Source organism: Streptomyces sp. NRRL S-340 (assembly GCF_000720185.1).
Lineage (GTDB): Bacteria > Actinomycetota > Actinomycetes > Streptomycetales > Streptomycetaceae > Streptomyces.
Genome location: NZ_JOIY01000046.1, coordinates 32,035 through 56,176, shown reverse-complemented (window position 1 = coordinate 56,176; position 24,142 = coordinate 32,035). Strand labels below are relative to the sequence as shown.

Here is a 24,142-nt window from a genome sequence, read left to right as displayed (position 1 = left end):
CCCGCCTCCGGAACACCCCACCCCACCCGCACCGCCACCCCGCACTGCGCCGCATACGGCCCCAGCACCCCCCTCGTCACCGCCGTCACCGCGCTCGTGTGCGCGGCCCTCGCCGCCGCCACCGGGCCGCGCCCCGAGGCGGCGGTCTGGCTGCTCGCCGCGCCGACCGGTGTGCTGCTCGCGCTCGTCGACCACCGCGTCCACCGGCTCCCGGACGTCCTGACCCTGCCGCTGGCCGCCGCGACCGCGGCGCTGCTGGGCGTCGCCGCGCTCGCACCCGCCGCCTCCGGTTCCTGGCCGGGAGCGCTGCTCGGCGGTCTGGCGCTGGGCGCCTGCTACTTCGTGCTCTTCCTCGTCAACCCGGCCGGCCTGGGCTTCGGCGACGTCAAGCTGGCCCTCGCGCTGGGCACGGTCCTCGGCTGGTACGGCTGGCCGGTGCTGGTCACGGGCGGCTTCGCCGGGCTGTTCTACGGAGCCGTGTACGGGCTGGGGCTGATCGTGCTGCGCGGGGCGGGGCGCGGCGCGACGATGCCGCTGGGACCGTTCATGATCGGCGGTGCGTTCACGGGAGTGCTGCTGGGGGCGGCTGCCGTGGCATGAGACGGGCGGGACGTGGGGAGGAGGGCCGCATGACCGGACTCGGCGTTGTCTTCCGCCCCCAACTGCCCCCCGAGCGGCTGCGTTCGATCGCCCGCCTCGCCGACGAGGCGGGGCTGGAGGAGCTGTGGCTGTGGGAGGACTGCTTCCTGGAGGGCGGGATCTCCACGGCCGCCGCCGCCCTGGCCTGGACGGAGCGGGTCCGGGTCGGCGTCGGCCTGCTGCCCGTGCCGCTGCGCAACGTCGCCGTCACCGCGATGGAGGCGGCCACGCTGCACCGGCTCTTCCCCGGCCGCGCCCGGCTCGGCGTCGGGCACGGCGTGCAGGACTGGATGGGGCAGGTCGGGGCGCGCGCCGAGTCCCCGCTGACGCTGCTGCGCGAGCACCTGGACGCGCTGCGCGCCCTGCTGGGCGGTGAGCGCGTCACCACGGACGGCCGGTACGTGCGGCTGACCGACGTGGCCCTGGACTGGCCGCCGCCCGCGGGCGGCGACGTCCCGGTCCTCGCCGGCGCCACCGGGCCGCGCACGCTCCGCCTGTCCGGTGAGGCGGCCGACGGCACGATCCTGACCATCGCCACCTCCGCGGAGGGGGTCCGCCGGGCCCGCCGGCTCATCGACGAAGGACGCGAGGCAGCGGGCCGCGACGACCCGCACCGCGTCGTCGTCTACCTGCTCACCGCCACCGGCCCCGACGCCGAGCGGCGGCTGCGGGCCGAGCTGGCCGCCGAGGGGCTGTCGGCCGTCCCCGGGCTGGGGGTCGCCGGTGACGCCCCGGACGTCGCCAAGGCCGTGTCGGCGCTCGCCGACGCCGGTGCCGACACGGTGGTCCTCCAGCCGACGGCCGACGAACCCGACCCGGAGGGCTTCGTCCGGTTCGCCGCCCGGCAGGTGCGCCCGCTGGTGTCCTGACGGGACCGGAACGCGCGGAGCGGCGGCGGCCGGTAATCCGGCGGCGGTCCAGGCCCGTACCTGGGAAGATCGCTGCCATGGCAGACCGTCAGGACCGTACGTTCGAGGACCTCGTGGCAGAAGGGGCGGCCGTGCCCACCGAGGGGTGGGACTTCTCGTGGTTCGCGGGGCGCGCCACCGAGGAACGGCCCTCCTGGGGGTACGCCGTGTCGGTGGCCGGCCGGCTGGCCACCGCGGAGGCCGTGCTCGACGTGCAGACCGGGGGAGGGGAGGTGTTCGGCTTCGCCCTCGGCCGGGCCGCCCGCGTCCCGGCGCTCCTGGCCGCCACCGAGGGATGGCCGCCCAACGTGGCCAAGGCCACCGAACTGCTGCGCCCGCACGGTGTCGTGGTCGTCGCCGTGGACGAGGACGCGCCCCTGCCGTTCGCCCGGGGCGCCTTCGACCTCGTCGTCAGCAGGCACCCCGTCCGCCCGCACTGGACGGAGATCGCCCGCGTGCTGCGCCCCGGCGGTACGTACTTCGCCCAGCACGTCGGACCGGCCAGCGTCTTCGAACTCGTCGAGTACTTCCTGGGCCCGCAGCCCGAGGAGGTCCGCCGGGCCCGCCACCCCGAGCAGGAGCGGGCACAGGCCGAGGCGGCCGGTCTCGAGGTGGCCGCCCTGCGGTCCGAGCGGCTGCGCATGGAGTTCCACGACATCGCGGCCGTCGTGCACTTCCTGCGCAAGGTGGTCTGGATGGTCCCCGGCTTCACGGTGGAGGCGTACGAGCCCCGGCTGCGGGAGCTGCACGAGCGGATGACCGCCGACGGCCCGTTCGTGGCGCACAGCACCCGCCATCTCTTCGAGGCCCGCAAGCCGCGCTGAGGGGCCCGCGACGGCCCCGGTGGCCCTCCCCGGCAGCCACAGTTTCCACATCGTTATCGCTTTCCTCTCCCGTCACTGCTCCGTCTGGCGTAAGTTCAGACCAACGAAATTCGCGTGAGCAAAGCCGCGCGGGTGGCATCGCGCAGTGGAGGGGGCTGCGCGGCGCCGGGCCCCCTGATGGCGGCCGCCGTGCCCCGCCCGGCCGTACGCGGCCCCGAGCGCTCTCGGCGTCAAGCGGGTGTGAACGGCGGGGTCGCCCGGGAGGGGTAAGCGAGGACAACTCGCCGAGCGCTCCTCAGATGGCGCAAACCCTTCACATCCTGTCTCATCCGGCCGAATTTCCCTGTGAATTCGCTGTGATCCGGCCAGGACCGGCCAGGGAATGGCAGGTTCCGTACTCGTCGGCCCGTCGCCGGGTGATTCCGGAGAGTAGTTGTGGCGCGCTGATGCACGCAGCATCACTTACGAAGGGTTATGGTGGAAACCCCCCCTCGGGCCGGTCCGTCTCCCCCCCACGGACCGGCCCGTTTTTCTTTCCGCTTCCCTCCGTCCCCTCCGCCCCCTCCGCCTCCTCGGCACCGGTGCCCGTGCGGCGCGGAGCACGGGTCAGGGAGCGGCCGGACGCCGGGGCGCGCGTGAACGCCCGTTGGGGGACCCTGGGGGTGCCGGGGGTAGGCTTCGCCCCGGGGACCGCCATACGGACGAGGCCGCCGCACGGGCAGGGAACGCCCCCGGCCGCGCCTGTCCGATCCATACGGAGGGGCTGACGAACACGTGAACCTGCGCGACAAGCTGCGCAGCCTGCTGGTCAGGCTGTACGCGCGCCGGGTGGAAGGCCACCTGGACCACGCTCAGGTGCCCAAGCACATCGGCGTCATCATGGACGGCAACCGTCGCTGGGCGAAGGCCTCGGGTTCCACCACCGTGCACGGACACCGGGCCGGCGCCGACAAGATCGAGGAGTTCCTCGGCTGGTGCACCGAGACGGACGTCGAGGTCGTCACCCTCTGGCTGCTGTCCACGGACAACTTCGACCGGCCCCAGGACGAGCTGGTCCCGCTGCTCGGCATCATCGAGGACGTCGTCCGCTCGCTGGCCGCCGACGGCCGCTGGCGCGTGCACCACGTCGGCACCATGGACCTGCTCCCCTCCGGCATGCAGGCCGTCCTCAAGGAGGCCGAGGAGGCCACCGCCGACGTCCAGGGGATAGTGGTCAACGTCGCCATCGGGTACGGCGGGCGCCAGGAGATCGCCGACGCCGTGCGCTCCATGCTGCACGACGCCCACGACCGGGGCGTGTCCATGGAGGACCTCGCCGAGGCCGTCGACGTCGAGATGATCGGCCGGCACCTCTACACCCGGGCCCAGCCCGACCCCGATCTGGTCATCCGCACCAGCGGCGAGCAGCGGCTGTCCGGATTCATGCTCTGGCAGACCGCGCACTCCGAGTACTACTTCTGCGAGGTCTTCTGGCCGGCCTTCCGCAAGGTCGACTTCCTGCGCGCGCTGCGCGACTACGCGGCCCGTCACCGCCGCTACGGCGGCTGACCCGGCCGGACGGCCCGCCGGGCCCGTACCCGTCTTCACGAGGAGTTCATCCGTGCGCCGTGCCCCGCTCCTGCATGGCGGTGCACGTTCGAGGGCATAACCCAGGCAGGTCGACACCCGAACCCCGGGTGTCGGATCTCAGCGGGCGGCTCGGGGCCGTCCGCCCGGGAGGCCCGTTGCACCAGCGCGACCGTGCGGTCACAGTGCGGACGAAGACGTGGAGGGCCGGTTCCCGGCCCGCACATCGCGGCCGGCGACCGGCCCCGATGCCCCCACCCTCCCGGCCCGGCATCCACCTCGTCGCTCCCCGACCTCATCCGAGGGGGTACGTCCTTCCGTGGTGACCAGCACAAAGCGCCACAAGCCAGACCGGCGCACCTACGTTCTCGACACCAGCGTCCTGCTGGCGGACCCGAACGCCCTGACCCGCTTCGACGAGCACGAGGTCGTGCTCCCCATCGTCGTGGTCACGGAACTGGAGGCCAAGCGGCACCATCCCGAACTCGGCTACTTCGCCCGGCAGGCCCTGCGCCTGCTGGACGACTACCGGGTCCGGCACGGTCGCCTCGACGCCCCCATCCCGATCGGGGACCTCGGCGGGACGGTCCGGGTCGAGCTGAACCACTCGGACCCCAGCGTGCTGCCCACCGGCTACCGCCTGGGGGACAACGACTCGCGCATCCTCGCGGTCGCCCGCAACCTGCAGGCCGAGGGGTACGACGTCACCGTCGTCTCGAAGGACCTGCCGCTGCGGATCAAGGCGTCCTCCGTGGGACTCCTCGCCGAGGAGTACCGGGCGGAACTCGCCATCACCGACGCCTCCGGCTGGACCGGCATGGCCGAACTGACCCTGCCCGCCGAACAGGTGGACATCCTCTTCGACCAGGGGCACCTCCACGTCCCCGAGGCCGCCGGGCTGCCCGTGCACACCGGGCTGACGATCCATTCGGAGCGCGGCAAGGCGCTGGGGCGTGTCACCCCCGACGGTGCCGTGCGTCTGGTGCGCGGGGACCGGGAGGCGTTCGGCATCAAGGGCCGCAGCGCCGAGCAGCGGATCGCGCTCGACCTGCTCCTCGACCCGGACGTCGGGATCGTGTCCATGGGCGGCCGGGCCGGCACCGGCAAGTCGGCGCTGGCGCTGTGCGCGGGCCTGGAGGCGGTGCTGGAGCGCCGCCAGCACCAGAAGGTGATGGTCTTCCGCCCGCTGTACGCGGTCGGCGGGCAGGAGCTGGGCTATCTGCCCGGCACCGAGGCGGAGAAGATGAGCCCGTGGGCGCAGGCCGTCTTCGACACGCTGTCGGCCGTCACCTCGCGCGAGGTCATCGAGGAGGTCACCGCGCGCGGGATGCTGGAGGTGCTGCCGCTCACGCACATCCGCGGCCGGTCGCTGCACGACGCGTTCGTCATCGTGGACGAGGCGCAGTCCCTGGAGCGCAACGTCCTGCTGACGGTGCTGTCCCGGATCGGCGCGGACTCGCGGGTGGTGCTCACCCATGACGTGGCGCAGCGGGACAACCTGCGGGTCGGCCGCTACGACGGTGTCGTCGCCGTCGTGGAGAAACTGAAGGGGCATCCGCTCTTCGCGCACGTCACGCTGACCCGGTCCGAGCGGTCGCAGATCGCCGCCCTGGTGACCGAAATGCTGGAGGACGGGCACCTCTGACCGTCGTTCGCACAACTGCTCCACTTGGGGGCATATGTGCGGGAGTTGGCGCCGTCCGGCAAAGGCCGAGAGCCTAGCCGGGCGGCGCCGTCGCGCGTGGGCCTTTCCCGGAATCCCGTGGGCCGAACGTGGTGTGAGCTTTCCCACGCAACTCAGAATTGCCTCTCGGCGTTCGGTTACGGCAGAGTCTCATTCCTGTCAGGCCCCGCATACGACACAGTTGTGCCCCCAGCGGCGCAGCGCCCCCAGAGCACCACCCTCAACTCCATAACGGCGTCGTATGCCGCCCGAAGCACCACGCGGCTCTCCCGTCACGGGAGTTGTCCACCGGGCCCGTGCCTCCGTGACCCGTAGTTGGGAGGCCAGTGCCAGGGGCACGATCGCGTCCGCGAGGGTCACCGAAGCGGGCGATGCTGGAAGGAAACCGTGTGAGCCGGATCTCGGTCCGGGGACTCGCAGTGGCCTCCGCCACCGCGGTCACCGCCGTCGGAAGCGTCGTGGGTGTTGCCTCGGGCAGCACCGCGCAGAACAACGACGCCGAAGCGATGGCAGCCGACGCCACCCTCCTCGCGGACATCCCGGTGGGCCAGCAGGCCCCCGTGCAGACCGCGTCCCTCACGCAGCAGGCCGACGCCCAGGCGATCGCCGCGGACGCCAGCGCCAAGAAGGACGCCGAGGAGGCGGCCCGCAAGGCGGCCGCCGAGACCGCGATCGCGAAGAAGGAGGCCGCCGAGAAGGCGGCCAAGGAGGCCAAGGAGCGGGAGGAGCAGAAGAAGGCGACCACCCGCAGCACGCGTGACGCCTCCGACTTCCCCGTCCAGGGCTCCTACACCGTGGCCCAGGTGCAGGCGATCGCCCGGCAGATCGTGCCGAGCGGCCAGTTCCAGTGCTTCAGCAACATCGTGAACCACGAGTCCACCTGGAACTACCAGGCGGTCAACCCCTCCTCGGGCGCCTACGGCCTCGTCCAGGCGCTGCCGGCGGGCAAGATGGCGTCCGCGGGCGCCGACTGGCGGACCAACCCGGCCACGCAGATCAAGTGGGGCCTCAACTACATGAACGTCCGCTACGGCAGCCCGTGCGACGCCTGGTCGTACTGGCAGGTGAACCACAACTACTGAGCCGCCCGGCGTGCTCAACCCCGCGCAGCCCCTCCCCGTCCTAGGGGGAGGGGCTTTTGCCATGTAGCGTCTGTCGGAACGACTCCAGGGGGCGTGGTGGTCAAGGACGGGGGAAGAGGACGGATCATGTCGCGAGTTCCAGGGTGGCTCGGCCGGCTCGGTGCCGGACTGACCGAGATGGGTGAGCGGTTGGACGAGCGTCGCGCCGAGGTGGAGAAGGACCACTCCGCTTCCGAGCCGGAGCCGTCCGCGGACCCGGTGCTGCCCGTCGATCACGTGACCGTCGTCCCCGCCCGTCCCGACCCCGCCCAGGCCGTGCCCTGGGGGGTGCGGGTGGCCGCGGAGGCCGGCTGGCGCGTGCTCGTCCTCGCCGGAACCGTCTGGGTGCTGATGAAGGTCATCAGCGCCGTGCAACTGGTGGTGCTGGCCTTCGTCGCCGCGCTGCTCATCACGGCCCTGCTCCAGCCCACGGTGGCCCGGCTGCGGCGCCACGGGCTGCCGCGCGGGCCGGCCACCGCGCTCACCGCGATCCTCGGCTTCGTCATCATGGGCCTGATCGGCTGGTTCGTGACCTGGCAGGTCATGGAGAACATCGACAACCTCTCCAACCAGATCCAGGACGGCATCGACGAACTGCGCAAGTGGCTGCTGAACAGCCCCTTCCACGTCACCGACAAGCAGATCAACCAGATCGCCAAGAGCCTGCGGGACGCCATCGGCGCGAACACCGACCAGATAACGTCCGCCGGCCTGGAGGGCGTCACGGTCATCGTGGAGGCCCTGACCGGGATCCTGCTGACGATGTTCTCGACGCTGTTCCTGCTCTACGACGGGCGGCGGATCTGGGAGTGGACGCTGAAGCTGGTGCCGGCGGCGGCCCGTCCGGGCGTGGCCGGGGCCGGCCCGCGCGCCTGGCGCACGCTGACGGCGTACGTGCGCGGCACGGTGATCGTGGCGCTGATCGACGCGATCTTCATCGGCCTCGGGATCTACTTCCTGAACGTGCCGATGGCGGTGCCGCTGGCCGTGTTCATCTTCCTGTTCGCCTTCGTCCCGCTGGTGGGCGCGGTGGTGTCGGGCGCGCTCGCGGTGGTCGTCGCGCTGGTCACCCAGGGCGTGTTCACCGCCGTGATGACGCTGGTCGTCGTGCTCGCCGTCCAGCAGATCGAGGGGCACGTCCTCCAGCCGTTCATCCTCGGCCGCGCGGTGCGGGTGCATCCGCTGGCGGTCGTCCTGTCGGTCGCGGCGGGCGGCATGATCGCGGGGATCGGCGGGGCGGTGGTGGCCGTGCCGCTGGTGGCGGTCACCAACACGGTGGTGGGCTACCTGCGCCAGTACTCCCGGGAGGCGGCACTGCGGCACGCCCGGCCGCGGGCGGCCGCGGCGGCCACAGGAGCCCCCGCGCCGGGTACGGCACCGGCGGCCGCCACGGAGGCGGACGCGGCACCGGTGGCGGCGCCCGCCGCGACCGCTCCGCCGGACGGAGGGCCGTCCGAGCCGCCGACGCCCACCGAGGAGACGTAGCCGAGCCGGACGGCGCCGAGGCCCGGGCCGGGATCCTGGCCTTCCGGGCGGGGGAGGCGGTCCCCGCCGCCGAGGCGCACACCACCGCGGCGGGCGGCCCCCGCCGCCAAGGCGCACACCACCGCGGCGCACCCGGCCGCCCGCGCGGGCCCGGACGGCCGGTGAGGGCGGGAGACGGGACGGCGTCCTGGCCCTGCTCCCGGGCACGCGGCTTCCGTAGCAGTGCGTGGCCCGCCGCACGGGCGGCACCACCCCGGTGTCCCGCCCCGGCAACGCGGAAGGGGCCCCACCCGATGCCCGGGCGGGGCCCCTCCTGCGGCGTTCCACGGAATCACTCCGCGAGGACGGCCTCCGCCTCCAGCGTCACACCGACGGCCTGGATCACCGAAGCGATCTTGAAGGCTTCCTGGACGACCTCACGCTCGACGCCCGCCTTGCGCAGGACCTGCTCGTGCGAGTCCAGGCACATGCCGCAGCCGTTGATGGCCGAGACCGCGAAGGACCACAGCTCGAAGTCGGTCTTGTCGACGCCGGGGTTGCCGATGACGTTCATCCGCAGACCGGCGCGCAGGGTGCCGTACTCGTGGTCCGACAGCAGGTGCCGGGTGCGGTAGAAGACGTTGTTCATCGCCATGATCGCCGCCGCGGACTTGGCCGCGGTGTACGCCTCCGGCGACAGGTTCGCCTTCGCCTCCGGCTCCAGCTCGCGCAGGACGATCGGCGACCGCGAGGCGATGGCCGTGGCCAGCACCGTGCCCCACAGCTGCTGCGCGGGCAGGTCGCTGTTGCCGATGACCGAGCCCAGGTTGAGCTTGAGGTCCTTGGCGTAGTCCGGGACGGCGGACTTCAGGGAGTCGAGGGACATGCCTCACTCACCAGCCAGCAGCGCGACCGGGTCGAGGGTCTCGTCGCCCTTGCTCCAGTTGCACGGGCACAGCTCGTCGGTCTGCAGCGCGTCCAGGACCCGCAGGACCTCCTTGGGGTTACGGCCGACCGAGCCCGCCGTCACCATGGTGAACTGGATCTCGTTGTTCTGGTCCACGATGAAGACCGCACGCTTGGCGAAGCCCTCCTCGTCCTCGATGCCCAGCTCGCGCATCAGCTCGTGCTTGGAGTCGGCCATCATCGGGAAGGGCAGCTCGAGCAGGTCCGGGTGGTCCTTGCGCCAGGCGTGGTGGACGAACTCCGAGTCACCGGAGAAGCCCAGGACCTGGGCGTCGCGGTCGGCGAACTCGTCGTTCAGCTTGCCGAAGGCCGCGATCTCGGTGGGGCACACGAAGGTGAAGTCCTTGGGCCAAGCGAAGATCACCTTCCACTTGCCCTCGTAGGTCTTGTGGTTGATCTTCTCGAACTCCTTGCCCTTCTCCAGCGAGACGCAGGCGGTCAGTTCGAACTCGGGGAACTTGTCACCGACAGTGAGCACACGCTCTCCTTGCAGCGAAGAAACACCGGCTTTGCCCGTGTTTCCCATGGGTTGGACCCTCATGATGTTGGCACAGAGTCAATTGATTACGGAAATAGCTACACTCGGTCGGGTTGATCGGAGGTGGTTATCAGTGACCGTCGGCAATGCCGCCAGGCGCAGGAGCCTGCCCAGCCTCTCCCAGTTGCGCGCCTTCGCGGCCGTCGCCGAGCACCTGCACTTCCGGGACGCCGCCGCCGCGATCGGCATGAGCCAGCCGGCGCTCTCCGGCGCCGTCTCCGCCCTGGAGGACACCCTCGGCGTGACGCTCGTCGAGCGTACGACGCGCAGGGTGCTGCTCTCGCCCGCCGGTGAGCGTCTGGCGGTGCGGGCCAAGGCGGTCCTGGACGAGGTCGGGGCGCTCATCGAGGACGCCGAGGCGGTCCGGGCGCCCTTCACCGGCGTGCTGCGCATCGGCGTCATCCCCACCGTCGCGCCCTACCTGCTGCCCACCGTCCTGCGCCTCGTCCACGACCGCTACCCCGACCTCGACCTCCAGGTCCACGAGGAGCAGACCGCGAGCCTGCTGGAGGGACTGTCCGGCGGACGGCTCGACCTGCTGCTGCTCGCCGTGCCGCTCGGCGTGCCCGGCGTCACCGAACTCCCGCTCTTCGACGAGGACTTCGTGCTCGTCACCCCGCTCGACCACCGGCTCGGCGGACGGGAGGGCATACCGCGCGAGGCCCTGAAGGAACTGAACCTGCTGCTCCTCGACGAGGGGCACTGCCTGCGCGACCAGGCCCTGGACATCTGCCGCGAGGCGGGCCGCGAGGACGCGCCGGTGACCACCACCGCCGCCGGGCTGTCCACGCTGGTCCAGCTCGTCGCGGGCGGCCTCGGCTGCACGCTGCTGCCGCGCACCGCGCTCAAGGTGGAGATCTCCCGCAGCAACCAGCTCCTCACCGGCTCCTTCGCCGACCCCGCCCCCGCCCGCCGGATCGCCCTCGCCATGCGCACCGGCGCCGCCCGAGGCGCGGAGTACCGGGAGCTGGCCGCCGCCCTGCGCACCGACCTGCGGGCGCTGCCCGTACGAGTGCTCGACTCCGACGACTGAGCCGCCGGCCGCCCCGGCCCCCGGGCGGCCGTCCCCCCCCCGGCGCACACCGCCCCGAACGCGCCAGGGCCCCTCGCCTCCCGGTGGGAGGAAAGGGGCCCGGGGCGGACGGGGGCCGGCCGGAGGTCACTCCGTGCGCAGGCCCTCCGGGCGCATCATCCGCAGCAGCGGAGGCAGGCTGAGCACGGCCACCGCCAGGGCGATCCCCGCGCCCATGCCGGTCATGGTCAGCACGCTCGGCCAGTCGATGCTCAGTGCCGTGGCCGTCATCTTCAGGAGCACCGCGCCCAGCGTCAGGCCGACCGCCAGCGACAGCAGCAGGCCGAGGGCGATCGGGACCGCGGTCTGCCACAGCACCGACAGGCTCAGCGTGCGCCGCCGGGTGCCGAAGGCGACCAGCGCCGACAGCAGCTTCCTGCGCTCGCGCAACTGCTCCAGCTGGGAGACCAGCAGGCTCGCGCCGATCAGCGCCAGCACACAGGTGGCGCCGACGAGCAGCCCGGTGCGGATGGAGGTGAACTTCTCCGACTGCTGGCTGGCCGTCCAGACCATCACGTCCGCGAACCGGTCCACGTCCGCCGCGGTGTTGCGCACGTACTCGTGCACGTCGTGCACGGAGGCGTCGATCGAGACGTAGACCTGGGCGGAGGGCTGCCCGGCCGCGGCCGGCAGTGCGCCCCGCGTCAGCAGGAAACCGCCGTGCTCCATGCCCGTGGGGTCCGTGATGGCGCGGACCTTCTTCAGGCCCCGCGGCACCGTCCAGCGCACCTCGTGGGGGGCCTCCATCCCCTGGGACGTGTCCATGTACAGCTTCTTGCCGGGCTTGGCCAGGGCCGGGGTGTCCGTGTCGTACTTGGCACCCTGGACGGCGAAGACGTCACCGTCACGGCAGGAGGACAGGGCCGCCACCTCGCGCAGCGCCGCGCAGTCGCCGATGGTCACCTCGGAACTCTGCTTGGGGCCGTCGGGCGAGGCGGCGGTCGTGCTGCCGACGCGGGCGTTCGCCAGCGCGACGGCCTTGCGTACCCCGGGCGTCTGCCGGAACTTCGCGAGGGCCGGGTCGGTCGCGACCCCGTGCGAGAGCTGCACCTGGATCTGCGCCCGGTCGAGGTCGTTCTTGGAGACCTTGGTGTAGTCGCCCTCGATCCCGGCGAACAGCATCTGCAGGGCGATGGCGCCGGCCACCGCGACCGAGATGCCGTTCACCGTGCGGGCCGCGGTGCCGCTGTTCAACTGGAGTCGCCGCACGGCCAGCTGCCAGGAGACCGAGCCGCGGCCCAGCCGGGCGACGACCGCCTCCACGATCCACGGGAGCAGCGCGGTCACCCCGATCAGCAGCAGGATGACACCGCCGGACACCAGGTACTGGTTGAAGTCGCCGTCGCCGCGTCCCTTGCCCATCATCGGGGCGAGCATCGCCAGGCCGGCCACCGGCAGCAGCAGCCGCCACCACAGGCGGCGCCGCGTGGGCTTGGCGGTGCGGACCACACCGAGCGGTTCGATGACCACTCCGCGCAGCGCGAGCAGGGTCACCAGCACCGCTGCCGCCGGGACGGCGACCGCGACCAGCGCGGCCAGCGCCGGAGACGGGTTGAGGTAGCTGGGGAACACGCTGATGCCCACGATCTCCACCGACCCCGCGGCCTCGCGGCCGAGCAGGAAGAAGACGGCGCCGAAGACCAGGCCGAGCAGGGCGCCCGCCAGGGCCTCGCCCGCCGCGATCCGGCGGGTCATCCGGCTGTCGGAGCCGACCAGCCGCAGTGCGGCCAGTCTGCGGTCGCGCCGGTCGCCGCCGAAGCGCACGGCCGCCGTGATGAACACCGCCACCGGCATCAGCAGCACCACGAAGACGACCAGTACCAGCAGGATCAGGACCGGGTCCTGGCGCTCGGGCGTCCGGTGGGGCGAGCCGTACTCGCTGATCCGCGCGGTCTGCCAGCCGTTGATGTGCGGGGCCAGGCCCTCTGCGCCGGCGTAGTAGGCGAGTTCCTGCGAACCGATGAGCCCGCTCTCACTGATCGTCCCGGTCACCCGGTAGGGCAGCCGGCCGCGCAGCAGCCTGCCGTCGTCGGAGTCGAGCAGCTTCTTCAGCGCGGGGGAGACCACCATGTCACCCGGTGCCGGGTAACTGCTGAGTCCGGGCGCGAGCGGGGCGCGCGGTCCCTCGGGCTCCACGAGCCGGCCGCGGATGTCCTTGTCCCCGAACGTCGTGTTGATGTCGGAGATGACGAGCGTGTTGTCGGCCTTGGGCTTGATCTTCTGGCTGTACGTGTAGTCGGAGCGGGCCTGGTCGCGTTCGTGCCGGACCGACAGCGCGGTCGGCAGCGCGGTCGTCAGCAGCAGCAGCGCGACGCCGAGCCCGACGCCGACGGCCGTCAGCAGCACCCGGGTCCAGCCCTCGCGCCCGCCGGTGAAGGCGAACTTGGCGCCCATGCGCAGGTCGCGCGCCCATCTCTGGACGAGGGAGGAGGCGCGCGGCGCCTCGGGCCGGGTGGCGGGGGGCGCCGGGTGGGCACTCATACGACGCGCTCCATGTCCCGTGACTTGCCGTCGCGGACGACGATCTCGCGGTCGGAGTACGCGGCCACCCGTGCCTCGTGGGTGACCAGCACGACGGCGGCGTTGGTGGACCGGGCGGCCTCGGTGAGCAGTTCCATCACGCGCTCGCCGTTGAGCGAGTCGAGTGCGCCGGTCGGCTCGTCGGCGAACAGCACCCGGGGACCGGTGACCAGCGAGCGGGCGACCGCGACGCGCTGCCCCTGACCGCCGGAGACCTCGCCGGGCCGCTTCTTGCCGAGGTCGTCGACCTCCAGCCGGCTCATCCAGGTGAGCGCGGTGCGTTCGGCCTCCTTGCGCGGGGTGCCGTTCAGCCGCAGCGGCAGGGCCACGTTCTCCACACAGGTCAGCTCGGGCACGAGCTGGCCGAACTGGAAGACGAAGCCGAACTCCGAGCGCCTGAGCGCACTGCGCTGCGCGTCGGACATGGTGGCCAGTTCCCGGCCGTCGTAGAGGATCGAGCCCGAGTCCGGGGTGACGATCCCGGCGAGGCAGTGCAGCAGCGTGGACTTGCCGGACCCGGAGGGTCCCATCACGGCGACGACCTCGCCGGGGTGGATGGAGAACTCGGCGCCGTCCAGCGCGGTGGTGGGGCCGTAGGCCTTGCGCAGGTCCTGGGCCGACAACAGGGAGCCGGGGGGAGGAGTCACCGGGTCACCGCCTCACGGAGTTTTTCGAGGCGCGCGGCGGTGAGTTCGAGCCACCGCAGATCGGCCTCCAGATGGAACAGGGCATGGTCGCAGATCAGCTGGTCGGCCAGGTCACCCTTGCGCTTGCGGTCGGTCAGGATCCGCATGCTGCGCAGGTGCTCGGCCCGCTGGGTGTCCAGCACGTCACCCGCGTCGCGCTCGGTGAGCAGGGCCAGGACGACCTTGGTGTAGAGGGTCGACTGGAGGTACGGCTCGGGCTTCTCGGGCGTGGCCAGCCACTGCTCGACGTCCGTGATGCCGGCCGCGGTGATGGCGTAGCGCTTGCGTTCGGGGCCGCCGCCGGCCTCGATCCCGTCGACTTCGACGAGACCGTGCTTCAGCAGCCGCGACATCGTCGAGTAGACCTGGCCGTAGTGCAGCGGCCGGTCGTGACCGAACGTCTCGTCGAAGGCCCGCTTCAGGTCGTAGCCGTGGCGCGGTCCGGACTCCAGGAGCCCCAGAAGGGTGTGACCGATGGACATGCGGAGCACTCTACACACCGTGTATACGCACGATGTATACGCCGGGTGTGCAGTGGGTGGCCCGGTGTCAGGGTGGAGGGTGGAACCGCAGGTGGGAGGCGTTTGTCACGGTTCTGCTACGGGCCGCGGGCGGGCCTGGAGGCCCGGTGGCCGCCGCCCTGTGCGGGCCGGGCGGCGCGTCCCCCGGCCGGGGGCGCGCCGTCGCTGGGCCGGAGGCGGTGGCTGCCGGGGCTACTGCGGTCCCGGCGGTGTCCTGCGCGGGGGCCGGCCCCGGCGGGGCAGCGGGCCGGTCCCGCCCGGCAGGCGGCCCGCGTCCGCGAGGGCGCGGCGCAGCAGGAACTCGATCTGGGCGTTGGCCGAGCGCAGTTCGTCCGACGCCCAGCGCGCGAGGGCGTCGTACACCGAGGGGTCCAGCCGCAGCAGCACCTGCTTGCGCTGCTGCGGCCGGCGCCGGGGGGCGGCTTCGGCGGCCCCCTCGGCTCCCGTGGTCCCCTCGGCCCCCTGGCTCCCCTCGGAGGGATCCGTCGCCGGGGTCACTGGTAGAGCGTCCCCGTGTTGAGCACCGGCTGCGGTGCCCGGTCCCCGCAGAGCACCACCATCAGGTTCGACACCATCGCCGCCTTCCGCTCCTCGTCCAGTTCCACGATGTCCTGCTCGGCGATGCGGGCGAGCGCCGCCTCGACCATGCCGACCGCGCCGTCCACGATCTCGCGCCGGGCCGCGACGACCGCGCCCGCCTGCTGCCGCTGGAGCATCGCGGAGGCGATCTCGGGAGCGTACGCGAGGTGGGTGAAGCGCGACTCGATGATCCGCACCCCGGCCGCCTCCACGCGCGCGTGCAGCTCGACGGCGAGCTTCTCGGTGATCTCCTCCGCGTTGCCGCGCAGGGACAGGCCCCCCTCGTCGTGGGCGTCGTAGGGGTACTCGATGGCGATGTGCCGCACCGCGGCCTCGGTCTGCGTGGAGACGAACTCCAGGTAGTTGTCCACCTCGAAGGACGCCTGCGCGGTGTCCTGGACCTTCCAGACCACGACCGCCGCCAGCTCGATCGGGTTGCCGTAGGCGTCGTTGACCTTCAGGACGGCGGTCTCGTGGTTGCGGACGCGGGTGGAGATCTTCTCGCGGGAGGTGAGCGGGTTCACCCAGCGCAGGCCGTCCTCGCGGATGGTGCCCCGGTAGCGCCCGAAGAGCTGGACGACCCTCGCCTCGCCCGGCGCCACCATGTTCAGCCCCGCCATGGCGAGCAGCGCCGCTATGCCGACCAGGACGCCGGCGACGATCAGCGCGGCCTTGCCGCCGCCGGTCAGGCTCGCCCCTCCGGCGACCAGGGCCACGGCCGCGAGCAGGCCGAGCAGGCCGAGCAGCAGGGCCAGGCCGCCCTTGATGCTGTGCGCCGCGAACTCCCGCACCCGGGGTGCGGGCATCTCGGGCGCGCCGGCCGTGGTCACCGCGGGCGGAGTGGCTGCGGACATGGAGGGTCCCCCGTTTCTCGTGGAGCGTGCGAACGGCAGTCGTAGAAGCTCCTGCCTATCTAAGTGATATCACTTTAACGGCGGACGGCAACCCCCGAACCCTCCCGGACGTCGGTTCACTTGGGGCCGGGTGCTGATTGTCACGTCCCCGAAGGCCCGGATCAGGGCCCCTTTGTCACAGAGAGCGGTGTTAGTTTTCTGAGCTGACCTGAACGACGTATGCGAGTGACAGCCGAGACATCCGAGACGGAAGCGGAGCGAACGGACGCATGGGACGAGCGGAAGAAAGACGAGCGCGACAGCGCGGTGGCCGCCGCGCGGCGCCCCGGCGCTCGACCGTGACACCGGCGACCGGCGTCGGGGACGGCGGCGGAACCGGCGGCGCTGCGGGCGGCCGGGCCGCGGCCCGGCGCGCGGCGGCCCGGCCCGCCAAGGCCAGGAAGAGCGGCATACGCCGCCTGTTCACCTGGAAGAAGATCCTCGGCACCTTCCTCGGCGTCTGCCTGCTCGGCATCGGCGCCTTCGTCGTGCTCTACATGCTGGTGGACATACCCAAGGGCAACGCCGCCGCCGAGCGGCAGAGCAACGTCTACAAGTACAGCGACGGCACCATCCTCGCCCGGGACGGCGAGATTAACCGCGAGAGCGTCTCCCTGGACAAGGTGCCCAAGGACGTCCAGCACACCTTCGTCGCCGCCGAGAACAAGTCCTTCTACCACGACTCCGGTGTCGACCTGCGAGGCACCGCCCGCGGTCTGCTCAACACCCTGACCGGCAAGGGCACCCAGGGCGGCTCGACGATCACCCAGCAGTACGTCAAGAACTACTACCTCACCCAGGACCAGACCGTCACGCGCAAGCTGAAGGAACTGGTCATCTCCCTGAAGGTGGACCAGCGGGAGAGCAAGGACGAGATCCTCGCCGGCTACATCAACACCAGCTACTACGGCCGCGGCGCCTACGGCATCCAGGCCGCGGCCCAGGCCTACTACCGCGTCGACGCCCAGCACCTGACCGTCGAACAGGGCGCCTACCTGGCCGCGCTGCTCCAGGCGCCGAGCCAGTACGACTGGGCGGTGGCCGGTCCCAACGGCAAGCGGCTGGTGCAGGCCCGCTGGAACTACGTCCTCGACAACATGGTCAAGCAGCACTGGCTCGATGCCGGCAAGCGCCAGGCGATGAAGTTCCCGGTGCCCAAGGAGCCCAAGGGCGCGCCCGGCCGCGAGGGCCAGAAGGGCTACCTGATCGAACTCGCCAACAAGCAGCTGGAACAGCAGCTGATGAAGGAACAGGGCATCACGCAGTCCCAGGCGGAGGCCGCGGTCGTGGACCGGGGGTGGACCATCACCCTGAACATCGACCGCAAGAAGCAGGCCGCGCTGGAGGACTCGGTCAAGAAGCAGCTCACCAGCAAGCTCGACCCGAAGAAGCGCAAGGTCGACGCCGACGTCCAGGCCGGAGCGGTCTCCGTCGACCCGAAGACCGGCCGCATCGTCGCGCTGTACGGCGGCCAGGACTACTTCAAGCACTACATCAGCAACGCGACCCGGCGGGACTTCCAGCCGGCCTCCACGTTCAAGCCGGTCATCCTGGCCGCCGCCATGGACGAGGGCGCCAAGACGCAGGACGGCCTGCCGATCGACGCCAACACGATCTACGACGGCACCAGCGAACGCCCGGTCGTCGACCACGGCGCCAAGGTCGGCTTCGCGCCGCCCAACGAGGACGACGTCAGCTACGGGAACATCACCGTCCAGTCCGCCATGAACAAGTCCGTCAACTCCGTCTTCGCGCAGATGGGTGTCGACGTGGGCATGGAGAAGGTGATGGCGACGGCGAAGAAACTCGGCATGGACACCGAGGGCATGCAGGCCGTGCCCGCCCAGACCCTCGGCTCCATGGGCGCGAGCCCCCTGGAGATGGCCGGGATCTACGCCACCCTCGACAACCACGGCAAGAAGGTCACCCCCGGCATCATCGCCGCCGCCGAGAACCGGACCCGGAAGGTCTCCGTCACCGACCCGATCGGGGACCAGGTCATCAGCCGCGAGGCCGCCGACACGGTCACCTCGGTCCTGACCGGCGTGGTCGACGACGGTACGGCGCGGACGTCGGTGGCCGACAACCCGCTGCGCGACGGCCAGCAGGTGGCGGGCAAGACCGGTACGTCCGACAACAACTGGTCGGCCTGGTTCACCGGCTACACGCCCAGCCTGGTCACCTCGGTCGGGCTGTTCGGTGAGAACCCCAAGACCAGCAAGCACACCTCGATGACCGGCGCCACCGGACTCCTCCCGGGCAGCGGACGGATCAACGGCGGTGGCTACCCGGCGCAGATCTGGGCCGGGTACACCTTCGGAGTCATGGGTGACACCAGCAAGTTCGACCTGGACACCACGCAGGGCGCGGCCAAGCAGATGCCGAGCCGGACGCCGTCGATGACCCAGTCGCCCAGCCACTCGCCGTCGATGTCGCCGAGCCACTCGCCGACGCAGCCGTCCCACTCCGCGAGCCAGCCGCCGCCGAGCCACTCGGCGACGCAGTCGCCCAGCCACTCGCCGTCGATGTCGCCGAGTCACTCGCCGACCGCGCCCGACCCGTCGACCAGCACCTCGACGGACAACCCGCTCGACCCGAACGACCAGCAGCACCTGCACGACCGGATGCCCGGGCAGTAGCCGACGCCAGGACACCGCGCAGACGGCGGCCGGGAAGCCGGGAGCACGACGGCGGAAAGCCGGGAAGGCCGGGAGGACGAGGGCGTCGCCCTCGTCCTCCCGGCCTTCCCGGCCCGTACGGTCAGCCGCGGTGCAGCTCGAACCACACCACCTTGCCGGTGCTCAGCCGGGTCGCGCCCCAGCGCCGGGCCAGCCTGTTCACCAGGTACAGGCCCCGGCCGCCCTCGTCGGTGGCCCGCGCCTGCCGCAGCCGCGGCAGCTGCGGCACGTCGTCGCCGACCTCGCAGCGCAGCACGTCCGTGCGCAGCAGCCGCAGCGTCACCGGGCGGGAGGCGTACCGCACCGCGTTGGTGACGACCTCGCTGACCAGCAGCTCCACCGAGTCGGTCAGCTCCTCCAGACCCCAGCGCGCCAGCGCCCGGCGGGCCAGCCGGCGCGCCCGCGACGGAGCGGAGTCCTCCGGCTCAAGGAACCAGTACGCCACGTCGCTCGGCGCGATCCCGTCGAAACGGGCGGCCAGCAGCGCGATGTCGTCGTCCCGGTCACCCGGGCCGAGCATGTCCAGCACCTCGTCGCACAGGGCTTCCAGGGGCGGTGGATGGTCGGGCCCGGTGAGCTGCGCGGTCGCCGCCAGCTTCTCGCGCAACTGCTCTATGCCGGTCCACACGTCCCGCAGCCGGGACTCCACCAGACCGTCGGTGTACAGCAGCAGCGTGCCACCGGCCGGCGCGTCCAGCTCCACCGCCTCGAAGTCCACGCCGCCCACACCGATCGGCGCGCCCGGCGGCACCCGCAGCACCTCGGCCCGGCCCCCCAGGTGCAGCAGCACGGGCGGCGGATGGCCGGCGTTGGCGATGGTGATGCGGTGCGAGACCGGGTCGTAGACCGCGTACAGGCAGGTCGCCATGCGGTCGGTGCCCAGGCGCTGCGCCTGTTCGTCCAGGTGGTGCAGCACCTCCTGCGGCGGCAGGTCGAGGCCCGCCAGCGTCTGCGCGGTCGTGCGCAGCTGGCCCATGATCGCCGCAGACGTCATGGAGTGCCCCATCACGTCACCGACGACGAGCGCGACCCGGCTGCCGGGCAGCGGGATCGCGTCGTACCAGTCGCCGCCCACCCGCGCCGTCTCGGCGGCGGGCAGATAGCGCGACGCGAGCCGTACACCCGTGGGGCGCGGCAGCGTCTCCGGCAGCATGGTGCGCTGCAGTTCGTCGGCGATGTACGCCTCACGCCCGTACAGCACCGCCTTGTCGACACCGAGCGCGCTGTGCGTGGCCAGCTGGGCGGCGACCAGCAGATCGTCGGCCTCGAACGCGGGGCGGTCGGGGCGCCGCAGGAAGAGCGCGGCACCGATGACACGGCGCCGCCCGCGCAGCGGCGCGAGGATCGTGCGCTGCCCGCCGGGCACCGCCAGCTCCGAGTCCTCGCCGAGGAGTTCGGCCAGCGCTGCGCCCGCGGACGGGGTGTCGGTGAACACCGGCCGCACCCCGCGCAGCACCTCACCGAGCGCACTGCCGGGCCGTACCTCGCACAGTTCGTTGGTGACCACGGACAGCTCCGCCGGCTGCTCGGGCGGCGGCACGGGCAGGAACCCGGCCTCCAGGTCCCGGTCGGCCGGGATCCGGTCGGTGCGGCGCAGCCGCAGCACGAGCGGGCCCACCGGCCGCTCGTCGCCCACCGGCAGCGGCTCGCGCAGATAGACCAGGATCGCGTCGGAGAACGTCGGCACGGTCGCCCGGCACAGACCCATGACGATCTCGTCCAGGTCCATACCGCGCGCGATGCGCCGCGTCGCCGCGCCCACGAACCGCAGCCGGTCGCCGTCGCGGCGCATCGGCAGCGGCCGCCCCGGCGGCAGGCCCTGCCCGGTCCGCCGGTCCGGCCCGTCGGATCCCTGCCGGTCCGGCCCGCCGGGCGGGCCCGCCGCGTCGGGGGCCGCGGTGCCCGAGGAGACCGCCGGGTCCGCGGGACCCGCCGGAGGCACGGGGTCCGCGGGGACCGTACGGGCCGTCCCCGCGCCGCCGGCGGTACGCGCCGTCGCCTCCGGCTGGGCGGGAATGCCCTCCGGGGCGGGGCGCGGCCGGTGCGGATCGGGCTCGGCGGAGGCGGGCTGGGAATGCTCGGACCCGGCCCCGGCCGAACCGTCGGCGGCGGTCGCCGTGCCGGAACGCGGGGCGGCCCCGGAGGGCTCGCCCTGCGCGGCGCGCGCCGCGGGACAGGGGGTCGCGCCCTCCGCGCGCGACTGCAGCGGTAACGCCGTCTGCGGCGGCTGCGGGGTACGCAGAAGGGCCCCACGGGAGTCCGTGGGGTCGGCGCCCGGCTGGGGGCGTTCGAAGGAGGTCGGCTGCTCCGTCACGCGTGTCGCATCCATCCGTCCGGGGCCGCGCGCCGGGCGCGCGGTTCGTCCCGCCGAAGACCCGATACCCGGAACACGTGCCCCGGGAACGGAATTCCGGCGTGGTCAGAGGCTGTTCCTGTGCCACCGGCGGGCCGTATGCGCCCCGCTCGGGTCGTGCCCTGGTACCCCTCGCTCACGTCCTGCCGCCCCTCGGTGACATACGGTCAGACTGTCGGCCGGACACGGGAGTTGCGCCGGCCACGTGCCCCCCTGCGCCCTTGCGGAGGACGATCCTACGGTTCCTGTCCGGGGGCGCATCAAGGGTCTCATGAGGACACATGCGCGGGCGTACGGTCCCAGTCCTGTGGCAGTGACGGTACCGCCCAGGACGGGTCCGGGCGCCAGTGCTGCCAGTCGTCGCGGAACGGCGGGCCCCAGGCGCGGATCACGTCCACCGCGCGGCGGCCCGCGGCCCGCACGCGCGCGGCCAGCGCGTCGTCCACCAGGCCGTCCCGCTGCGCCTGCGCGAACTCGTCCTCGTCCCGCCACTGCCAGCCGCGGTCCGGCTGCACGGTGATGTCCAGGAAGTGGTCCTCGGAGTCGACGCCGCCCGCCCAACGGGCCAGCGGCTCCTCCAGGTTCACGTACCAGTTCTTGAACCGCCAGCCCGGTTCCCAGAACAGCCACACCGACCATGGCTCGCCGGGCCGGGCCAGCTTCAGCACGCCCGTGCCGAACCAGCGGTCCCGCTGCACCGCCCGGGGCTTGGTGTAGCGGGACGCCAGGGGTTCGAGGTGCACGGGCGTCCCGTCGGCGAGGACCGGCCTGACGCACTCGGTGCCGGGCGCCAGCCACACCGCCAGCAGCTCGGCGTCGTCACGCACGACGGTCACGGGGCGCGCGATGTGGAAACCCGGGCCGCCGTTCGCCCGGTAGCGCCACAGGATCCGGCTCCCGGGAGCCCAGTGGGCCGTCGCGCCGTCCGCCTTCACGTCTCTCACCGCTCCGTCGTCTGCCATGCACAGATATTAGGTGTCATGGCCATGGGACGGGACGGTCGGCGTCACGGTTCACACCGGTGCGCCGCGCCCGCCGTCACGGGCGCGTCATCCGCAGGACGTCCAGCGCCTCGTCGAGTTGCGCGGCCGTCAGGTCGCCGCGCTCCACGTACCCGCTCTCCAGGACGACCTGGCGGATCGTCTTCTGCTCGGCGAGCGCCTTCTTGGCGACCTTCGCGGCCTCCTCGTAGCCGATGTACTTGTTGAGCGGGGTGACCACCGAGGGCGAGGACTCGGCGTACTCGCGGGCCCGCTCGCGGTGGGCGGTGATGCCGTCCACGGTGCGGTCGGCGAGCAGCCGGGAGACGTTGGCCAGCAGCCGCACCGACTCCAGCACGTTCTTGGCGATGACCGGCAGCATGACGTTCAGCTCGAAGTTGCCCGCGGCGCCCGCGGTGGCGACGGTGGCGTCGTTGCCGACCACCTGCGCGGCGACCATCAGGACGGCCTCGGGAACGACCGGGTTGACCTTGCCGGGCATGATCGAGGAACCGGGCTGGAGGTCGGGCAGGGAGATCTCGGCGAGTCCGGTGCGGGGCCCGGAGGACATCCAGCGCAGATCGTTGGCGATCTTCGTCAGGCCCACGGCGATGGTCCGCAGCTGCCCGCTGGTCTCCACGATCCCGTCCCGCGCGCCCTGCGCCTCGAAGTGGTCGCGGGCCTCGGTGAGCGGCAGCCCCGTGACGCGGGCGATCTCCTCGATGACGGCGGCGGAGAAGCCGGGCGGGGTGTTGATGCCGGTGCCGACGGCGGTGCCGCCCAGCGGCAGTTCGGCCAGCCGGGGCAGGGAGGCCCGCAGCCGCTCGACGCCGTAGCGCACCTGGGCCGCGTAGCCGCCGAACTCCTGGCCCAGGGTGACGGGCGTGGCGTCCATCAGGTGAGTCCGCCCGGACTTCACGACGTCCGCGAACTCCTCGGACTTGCGGGACAGCGCGTCCGCGAGGTGCTCCAGGGCGGGGATCAGGTCCCGGGTGACGGCGGCGGTGGCGGCGATGTGGATCGAGGAGGGGAAGACGTCGTTGGAGGACTGGGAGGCGTTGACGTGGTCGTTGGGGTGCACGTCGCGGCCCAGGCGCTCGCTCGCGAGGGTGGCGAGCACCTCGTTGGTGTTCATGTTGGACGAGGTCCCGGACCCGGTCTGGAACACGTCCACCGGGAAGTGCTCGTCCCACGTGCCCGCGGCGACCTCCTCGGCCGCGGCCTGGATCGCCTCGGCGACGTCCTTGTCGAGCACCCCCAGTTCCGCGTTGACCTTGGCGGCGGCGCCCTTGATCCGCGCGAGCGCCTCGATGTGGGCACGCTCGATCCGCTGCCCGGAGACGGGGAAGTTCTCCACGGCCCGCTGCGTCTGGGCCCGCCACTTGGCGTGTGCGGGAACCTGGACCTCGCCCATGGAGTCGTGCTCGGTGCGGTATTCACTCATACCGGGTACAGCGTGTCAGGGGGCGGGCTTGTTCCGGCCGTTGGGCCGGATGGGGGTGGGCGGCCGGGGGGCCGCCCCCCTCGGGATCAAGGGAGATCCACACCCGGATGCCGGGAGTGGGCGCGGAACGGAGGTCGCGATGGGGCACGAGGAGTTCCTGGCGGAGGCGGTGCGCCTGGCCACGGAGTCGGTGGAGCACGGCTGGGGCGGCCCGTTCGGCGCCGTGATCACCCGGGACGGCGAGATCCTCGCCCGCGGCCAGAACCGCGTCCTGCTGACCGGCGACCCGACCGCACACGCCGAGATGGAGGCCATCCACAAGGCGTCCCAGCTCCTCAACCCGCGGGCGCCCACCATCTCGGAGGACCACCGGAACGAGGGCACCCTGCGATACGTGCCGCGCCCCGAAGGCTCCCCCGACCCCGTTCCGCAGCGGGCCCGGATGCTCCAGGGCTGTTCGATCTACGTCAGCGGCGCTCCCTGCCCCATGTGCATGAGCGCCGTCTACTGGGCGCGCATCGACAGCGTCTACTTCAGCTGCGACCAGGACGCCACGCGGAAGATCGGCTTCGACGACGCCTTCCAGTACGAGGACTTCCGAAAGCCCCTGGACCGGCGCCGGATCCACATCGAGCAGATCTTCCCGGAGCTGGGCGCGAAGGCGTACGAGGCCTGGGAGGCCAAGCCGGACCGCCACCCGTACTGA

At 72.2% G+C, this 24,142-nt stretch carries 20 protein-coding genes; 10 read left to right on the top strand and 10 right to left on the bottom strand.

Annotated elements, in window-relative coordinates:
• The 7 genes from IG64_RS30410 to IG64_RS30380 all read left to right on the top strand — a co-directional run.
• A partial coding sequence (locus IG64_RS30410) for a prepilin peptidase (protein ID WP_051813516.1) occupies positions 1 to 600 on the top strand: 600 nt, incomplete at its 5' end.
• Positions 601 to 629: 29 nt separating this feature from the next.
• Positions 630 to 1,508, top strand: a complete 879-nt coding sequence (locus IG64_RS30405; protein WP_037862028.1) for an LLM class flavin-dependent oxidoreductase — start codon at positions 630 to 632, stop codon at positions 1,506 to 1,508.
• A 77-nt stretch (positions 1,509 to 1,585) separates the two neighbouring features.
• Entirely contained in the window at positions 1,586 to 2,371 is a 786-nt protein-coding gene (locus IG64_RS30400; protein ID WP_037862027.1) for a methyltransferase domain-containing protein, read from the top strand.
• A gap of 774 nt (positions 2,372 to 3,145) precedes the next feature.
• Entirely contained in the window at positions 3,146 to 3,919 is a 774-nt protein-coding gene (locus IG64_RS30395) for an isoprenyl transferase (protein ID WP_037862026.1), read from the top strand.
• A gap of 337 nt (positions 3,920 to 4,256) precedes the next feature.
• Positions 4,257 to 5,582 (top strand): PhoH family protein, encoded by a 1,326-nt coding sequence (locus tag IG64_RS30390; protein WP_037862025.1) that lies wholly within the window; start codon positions 4,257 to 4,259, stop codon positions 5,580 to 5,582.
• A 428-nt stretch (positions 5,583 to 6,010) separates the two neighbouring features.
• Entirely contained in the window at positions 6,011 to 6,703 is a 693-nt protein-coding gene (locus IG64_RS30385; protein ID WP_199811682.1) for a transglycosylase SLT domain-containing protein, read from the top strand.
• Positions 6,704 to 6,829: 126 nt separating this feature from the next.
• Positions 6,830 to 8,227: an AI-2E family transporter gene (locus tag IG64_RS30380; protein WP_051813514.1), complete on the top strand. Its 1,398-nt coding sequence runs from the start codon at positions 6,830 to 6,832 to the stop codon at positions 8,225 to 8,227.
• Between the two features lie 331 nt (positions 8,228 to 8,558).
• Here the strand turns inward: IG64_RS30380 and IG64_RS30375 are convergent, their stop codons facing one another.
• Both IG64_RS30375 and IG64_RS30370 read right to left on the bottom strand, forming a co-directional pair.
• Positions 8,559 to 9,092, bottom strand: a complete 534-nt coding sequence (locus tag IG64_RS30375; protein ID WP_037862023.1) for an alkyl hydroperoxide reductase — start codon at positions 9,090 to 9,092, stop codon at positions 8,559 to 8,561.
• Between the two features lie 3 nt (positions 9,093 to 9,095).
• Positions 9,096 to 9,650, bottom strand: a complete 555-nt coding sequence (locus tag IG64_RS30370; RefSeq protein ID WP_037862022.1) for a peroxiredoxin — start codon at positions 9,648 to 9,650, stop codon at positions 9,096 to 9,098.
• A gap of 133 nt (positions 9,651 to 9,783) precedes the next feature.
• Here IG64_RS30370 and IG64_RS30365 point away from each other — a divergent pair, with 133 nt between their 5' ends.
• Entirely contained in the window at positions 9,784 to 10,743 is a 960-nt protein-coding gene (locus IG64_RS30365) for a LysR substrate-binding domain-containing protein (protein WP_078884311.1), read from the top strand.
• 126 nt (positions 10,744 to 10,869) lie between these two features.
• On the opposite strand, the gene IG64_RS30360 is transcribed toward IG64_RS30365, so the two are convergent.
• The 5 genes from IG64_RS30360 to IG64_RS30340 all read right to left on the bottom strand — a co-directional run bounded on the left by IG64_RS30360 (position 10,870) and on the right by IG64_RS30340 (position 15,942).
• Positions 10,870 to 13,263: an FtsX-like permease family protein gene (locus IG64_RS30360; protein ID WP_051813512.1), complete on the bottom strand. Its 2,394-nt coding sequence runs from the start codon at positions 13,261 to 13,263 to the stop codon at positions 10,870 to 10,872.
• A complete protein-coding gene (locus IG64_RS30355; protein WP_037862020.1) occupies positions 13,260 to 13,949 on the bottom strand; it encodes an ABC transporter ATP-binding protein in 690 nt (229 codons plus the stop codon). Before IG64_RS30355 ends, IG64_RS30360 begins: the two co-directional genes overlap by 4 nt.
• Positions 13,946 to 14,470, bottom strand: a complete 525-nt coding sequence (locus IG64_RS30350; RefSeq protein WP_037862019.1) for a PadR family transcriptional regulator — start codon at positions 14,468 to 14,470, stop codon at positions 13,946 to 13,948. Before IG64_RS30350 ends, IG64_RS30355 begins: the two co-directional genes overlap by 4 nt.
• Before the next feature lie 231 nt (positions 14,471 to 14,701).
• Positions 14,702 to 15,007, bottom strand: a complete 306-nt coding sequence (locus IG64_RS30345) for a hypothetical protein (RefSeq protein WP_051813510.1) — start codon at positions 15,005 to 15,007, stop codon at positions 14,702 to 14,704.
• Entirely contained in the window at positions 15,004 to 15,942 is a 939-nt protein-coding gene (locus IG64_RS30340) for an SPFH domain-containing protein (protein WP_037862017.1), read from the bottom strand. The genes IG64_RS30345 and IG64_RS30340 overlap by 4 nt, the downstream gene beginning before the upstream one ends.
• A gap of 269 nt (positions 15,943 to 16,211) precedes the next feature.
• On the opposite strand from IG64_RS30340, the gene IG64_RS30335 reads away from it, so the two are divergent.
• Positions 16,212 to 18,620: a transglycosylase domain-containing protein gene (locus IG64_RS30335; protein ID WP_037862015.1), complete on the top strand. Its 2,409-nt coding sequence runs from the start codon at positions 16,212 to 16,214 to the stop codon at positions 18,618 to 18,620.
• A gap of 121 nt (positions 18,621 to 18,741) precedes the next feature.
• Here IG64_RS30335 and IG64_RS30330 read toward each other — a convergent pair whose 3' ends face one another.
• From IG64_RS30330 to IG64_RS30320, 3 genes are all read right to left on the bottom strand, one after another.
• Complete coding sequence (locus IG64_RS30330; protein WP_420710010.1) at positions 18,742 to 20,988, bottom strand: SpoIIE family protein phosphatase; 2,247 nt, start codon at positions 20,986 to 20,988, stop codon at positions 18,742 to 18,744.
• Between the two features lie 293 nt (positions 20,989 to 21,281).
• On the bottom strand, positions 21,282 to 21,974 hold the full coding sequence (locus IG64_RS30325) for a DUF402 domain-containing protein (protein WP_037862012.1): 693 nt from the start codon (positions 21,972 to 21,974) through the stop codon (positions 21,282 to 21,284).
• A gap of 76 nt (positions 21,975 to 22,050) precedes the next feature.
• Positions 22,051 to 23,436 carry a class II fumarate hydratase gene (locus tag IG64_RS30320; RefSeq protein WP_037862011.1) on the bottom strand — a complete coding sequence of 462 codons (1,386 nt, stop codon included), beginning with the start codon at positions 23,434 to 23,436 and terminating at the stop codon, positions 22,051 to 22,053.
• A gap of 139 nt (positions 23,437 to 23,575) precedes the next feature.
• On the opposite strand from IG64_RS30320, the gene IG64_RS30315 reads away from it, so the two are divergent.
• Entirely contained in the window at positions 23,576 to 24,142 is a 567-nt protein-coding gene (locus IG64_RS30315; protein ID WP_037862009.1) for a nucleoside deaminase, read from the top strand.

Bases quoted from the DNA above. Each gene is read 5' to 3' on its own strand.
- IG64_RS30375 (WP_037862023.1), bottom strand. From the start codon at position 9,092: ATGTCCCTCGACTCCCTGAAGTCCGCCGTCCCGGACTACGCCAAGGAC.
- IG64_RS30335 (WP_037862015.1), top strand. From the start codon at position 16,212: ATGGGACGAGCGGAAGAAAGACGAGCGCGACAGCGCGGTGGCCGCCGC.
- IG64_RS30360 (WP_051813512.1), bottom strand. From the start codon at position 13,263: ATGAGTGCCCACCCGGCGCCCCCCGCCACCCGGCCCGAGGCGCCGCGC.
- IG64_RS30380 (WP_051813514.1), top strand. From the start codon at position 6,830: ATGTCGCGAGTTCCAGGGTGGCTCGGCCGGCTCGGTGCCGGACTGACC.
- IG64_RS30320 (WP_037862011.1), bottom strand. From the start codon at position 23,436: ATGAGTGAATACCGCACCGAGCACGACTCCATGGGCGAGGTCCAGGTT.
- IG64_RS30350 (WP_037862019.1), bottom strand. From the start codon at position 14,470: ATGTCCATCGGTCACACCCTTCTGGGGCTCCTGGAGTCCGGACCGCGC.
- IG64_RS30340 (WP_037862017.1), bottom strand. From the start codon at position 15,942: ATGTCCGCAGCCACTCCGCCCGCGGTGACCACGGCCGGCGCGCCCGAG.
- IG64_RS30325 (WP_037862012.1), bottom strand. From the start codon at position 21,974: ATGGCAGACGACGGAGCGGTGAGAGACGTGAAGGCGGACGGCGCGACG.
- IG64_RS30315 (WP_037862009.1), top strand. From the start codon at position 23,576: ATGGGGCACGAGGAGTTCCTGGCGGAGGCGGTGCGCCTGGCCACGGAG.
- IG64_RS30330 (WP_420710010.1), bottom strand. From the start codon at position 20,988: ATGGATGCGACACGCGTGACGGAGCAGCCGACCTCCTTCGAACGCCCC.
- IG64_RS30405 (WP_037862028.1), top strand. From the start codon at position 630: ATGACCGGACTCGGCGTTGTCTTCCGCCCCCAACTGCCCCCCGAGCGG.
- IG64_RS30400 (WP_037862027.1), top strand. From the start codon at position 1,586: ATGGCAGACCGTCAGGACCGTACGTTCGAGGACCTCGTGGCAGAAGGG.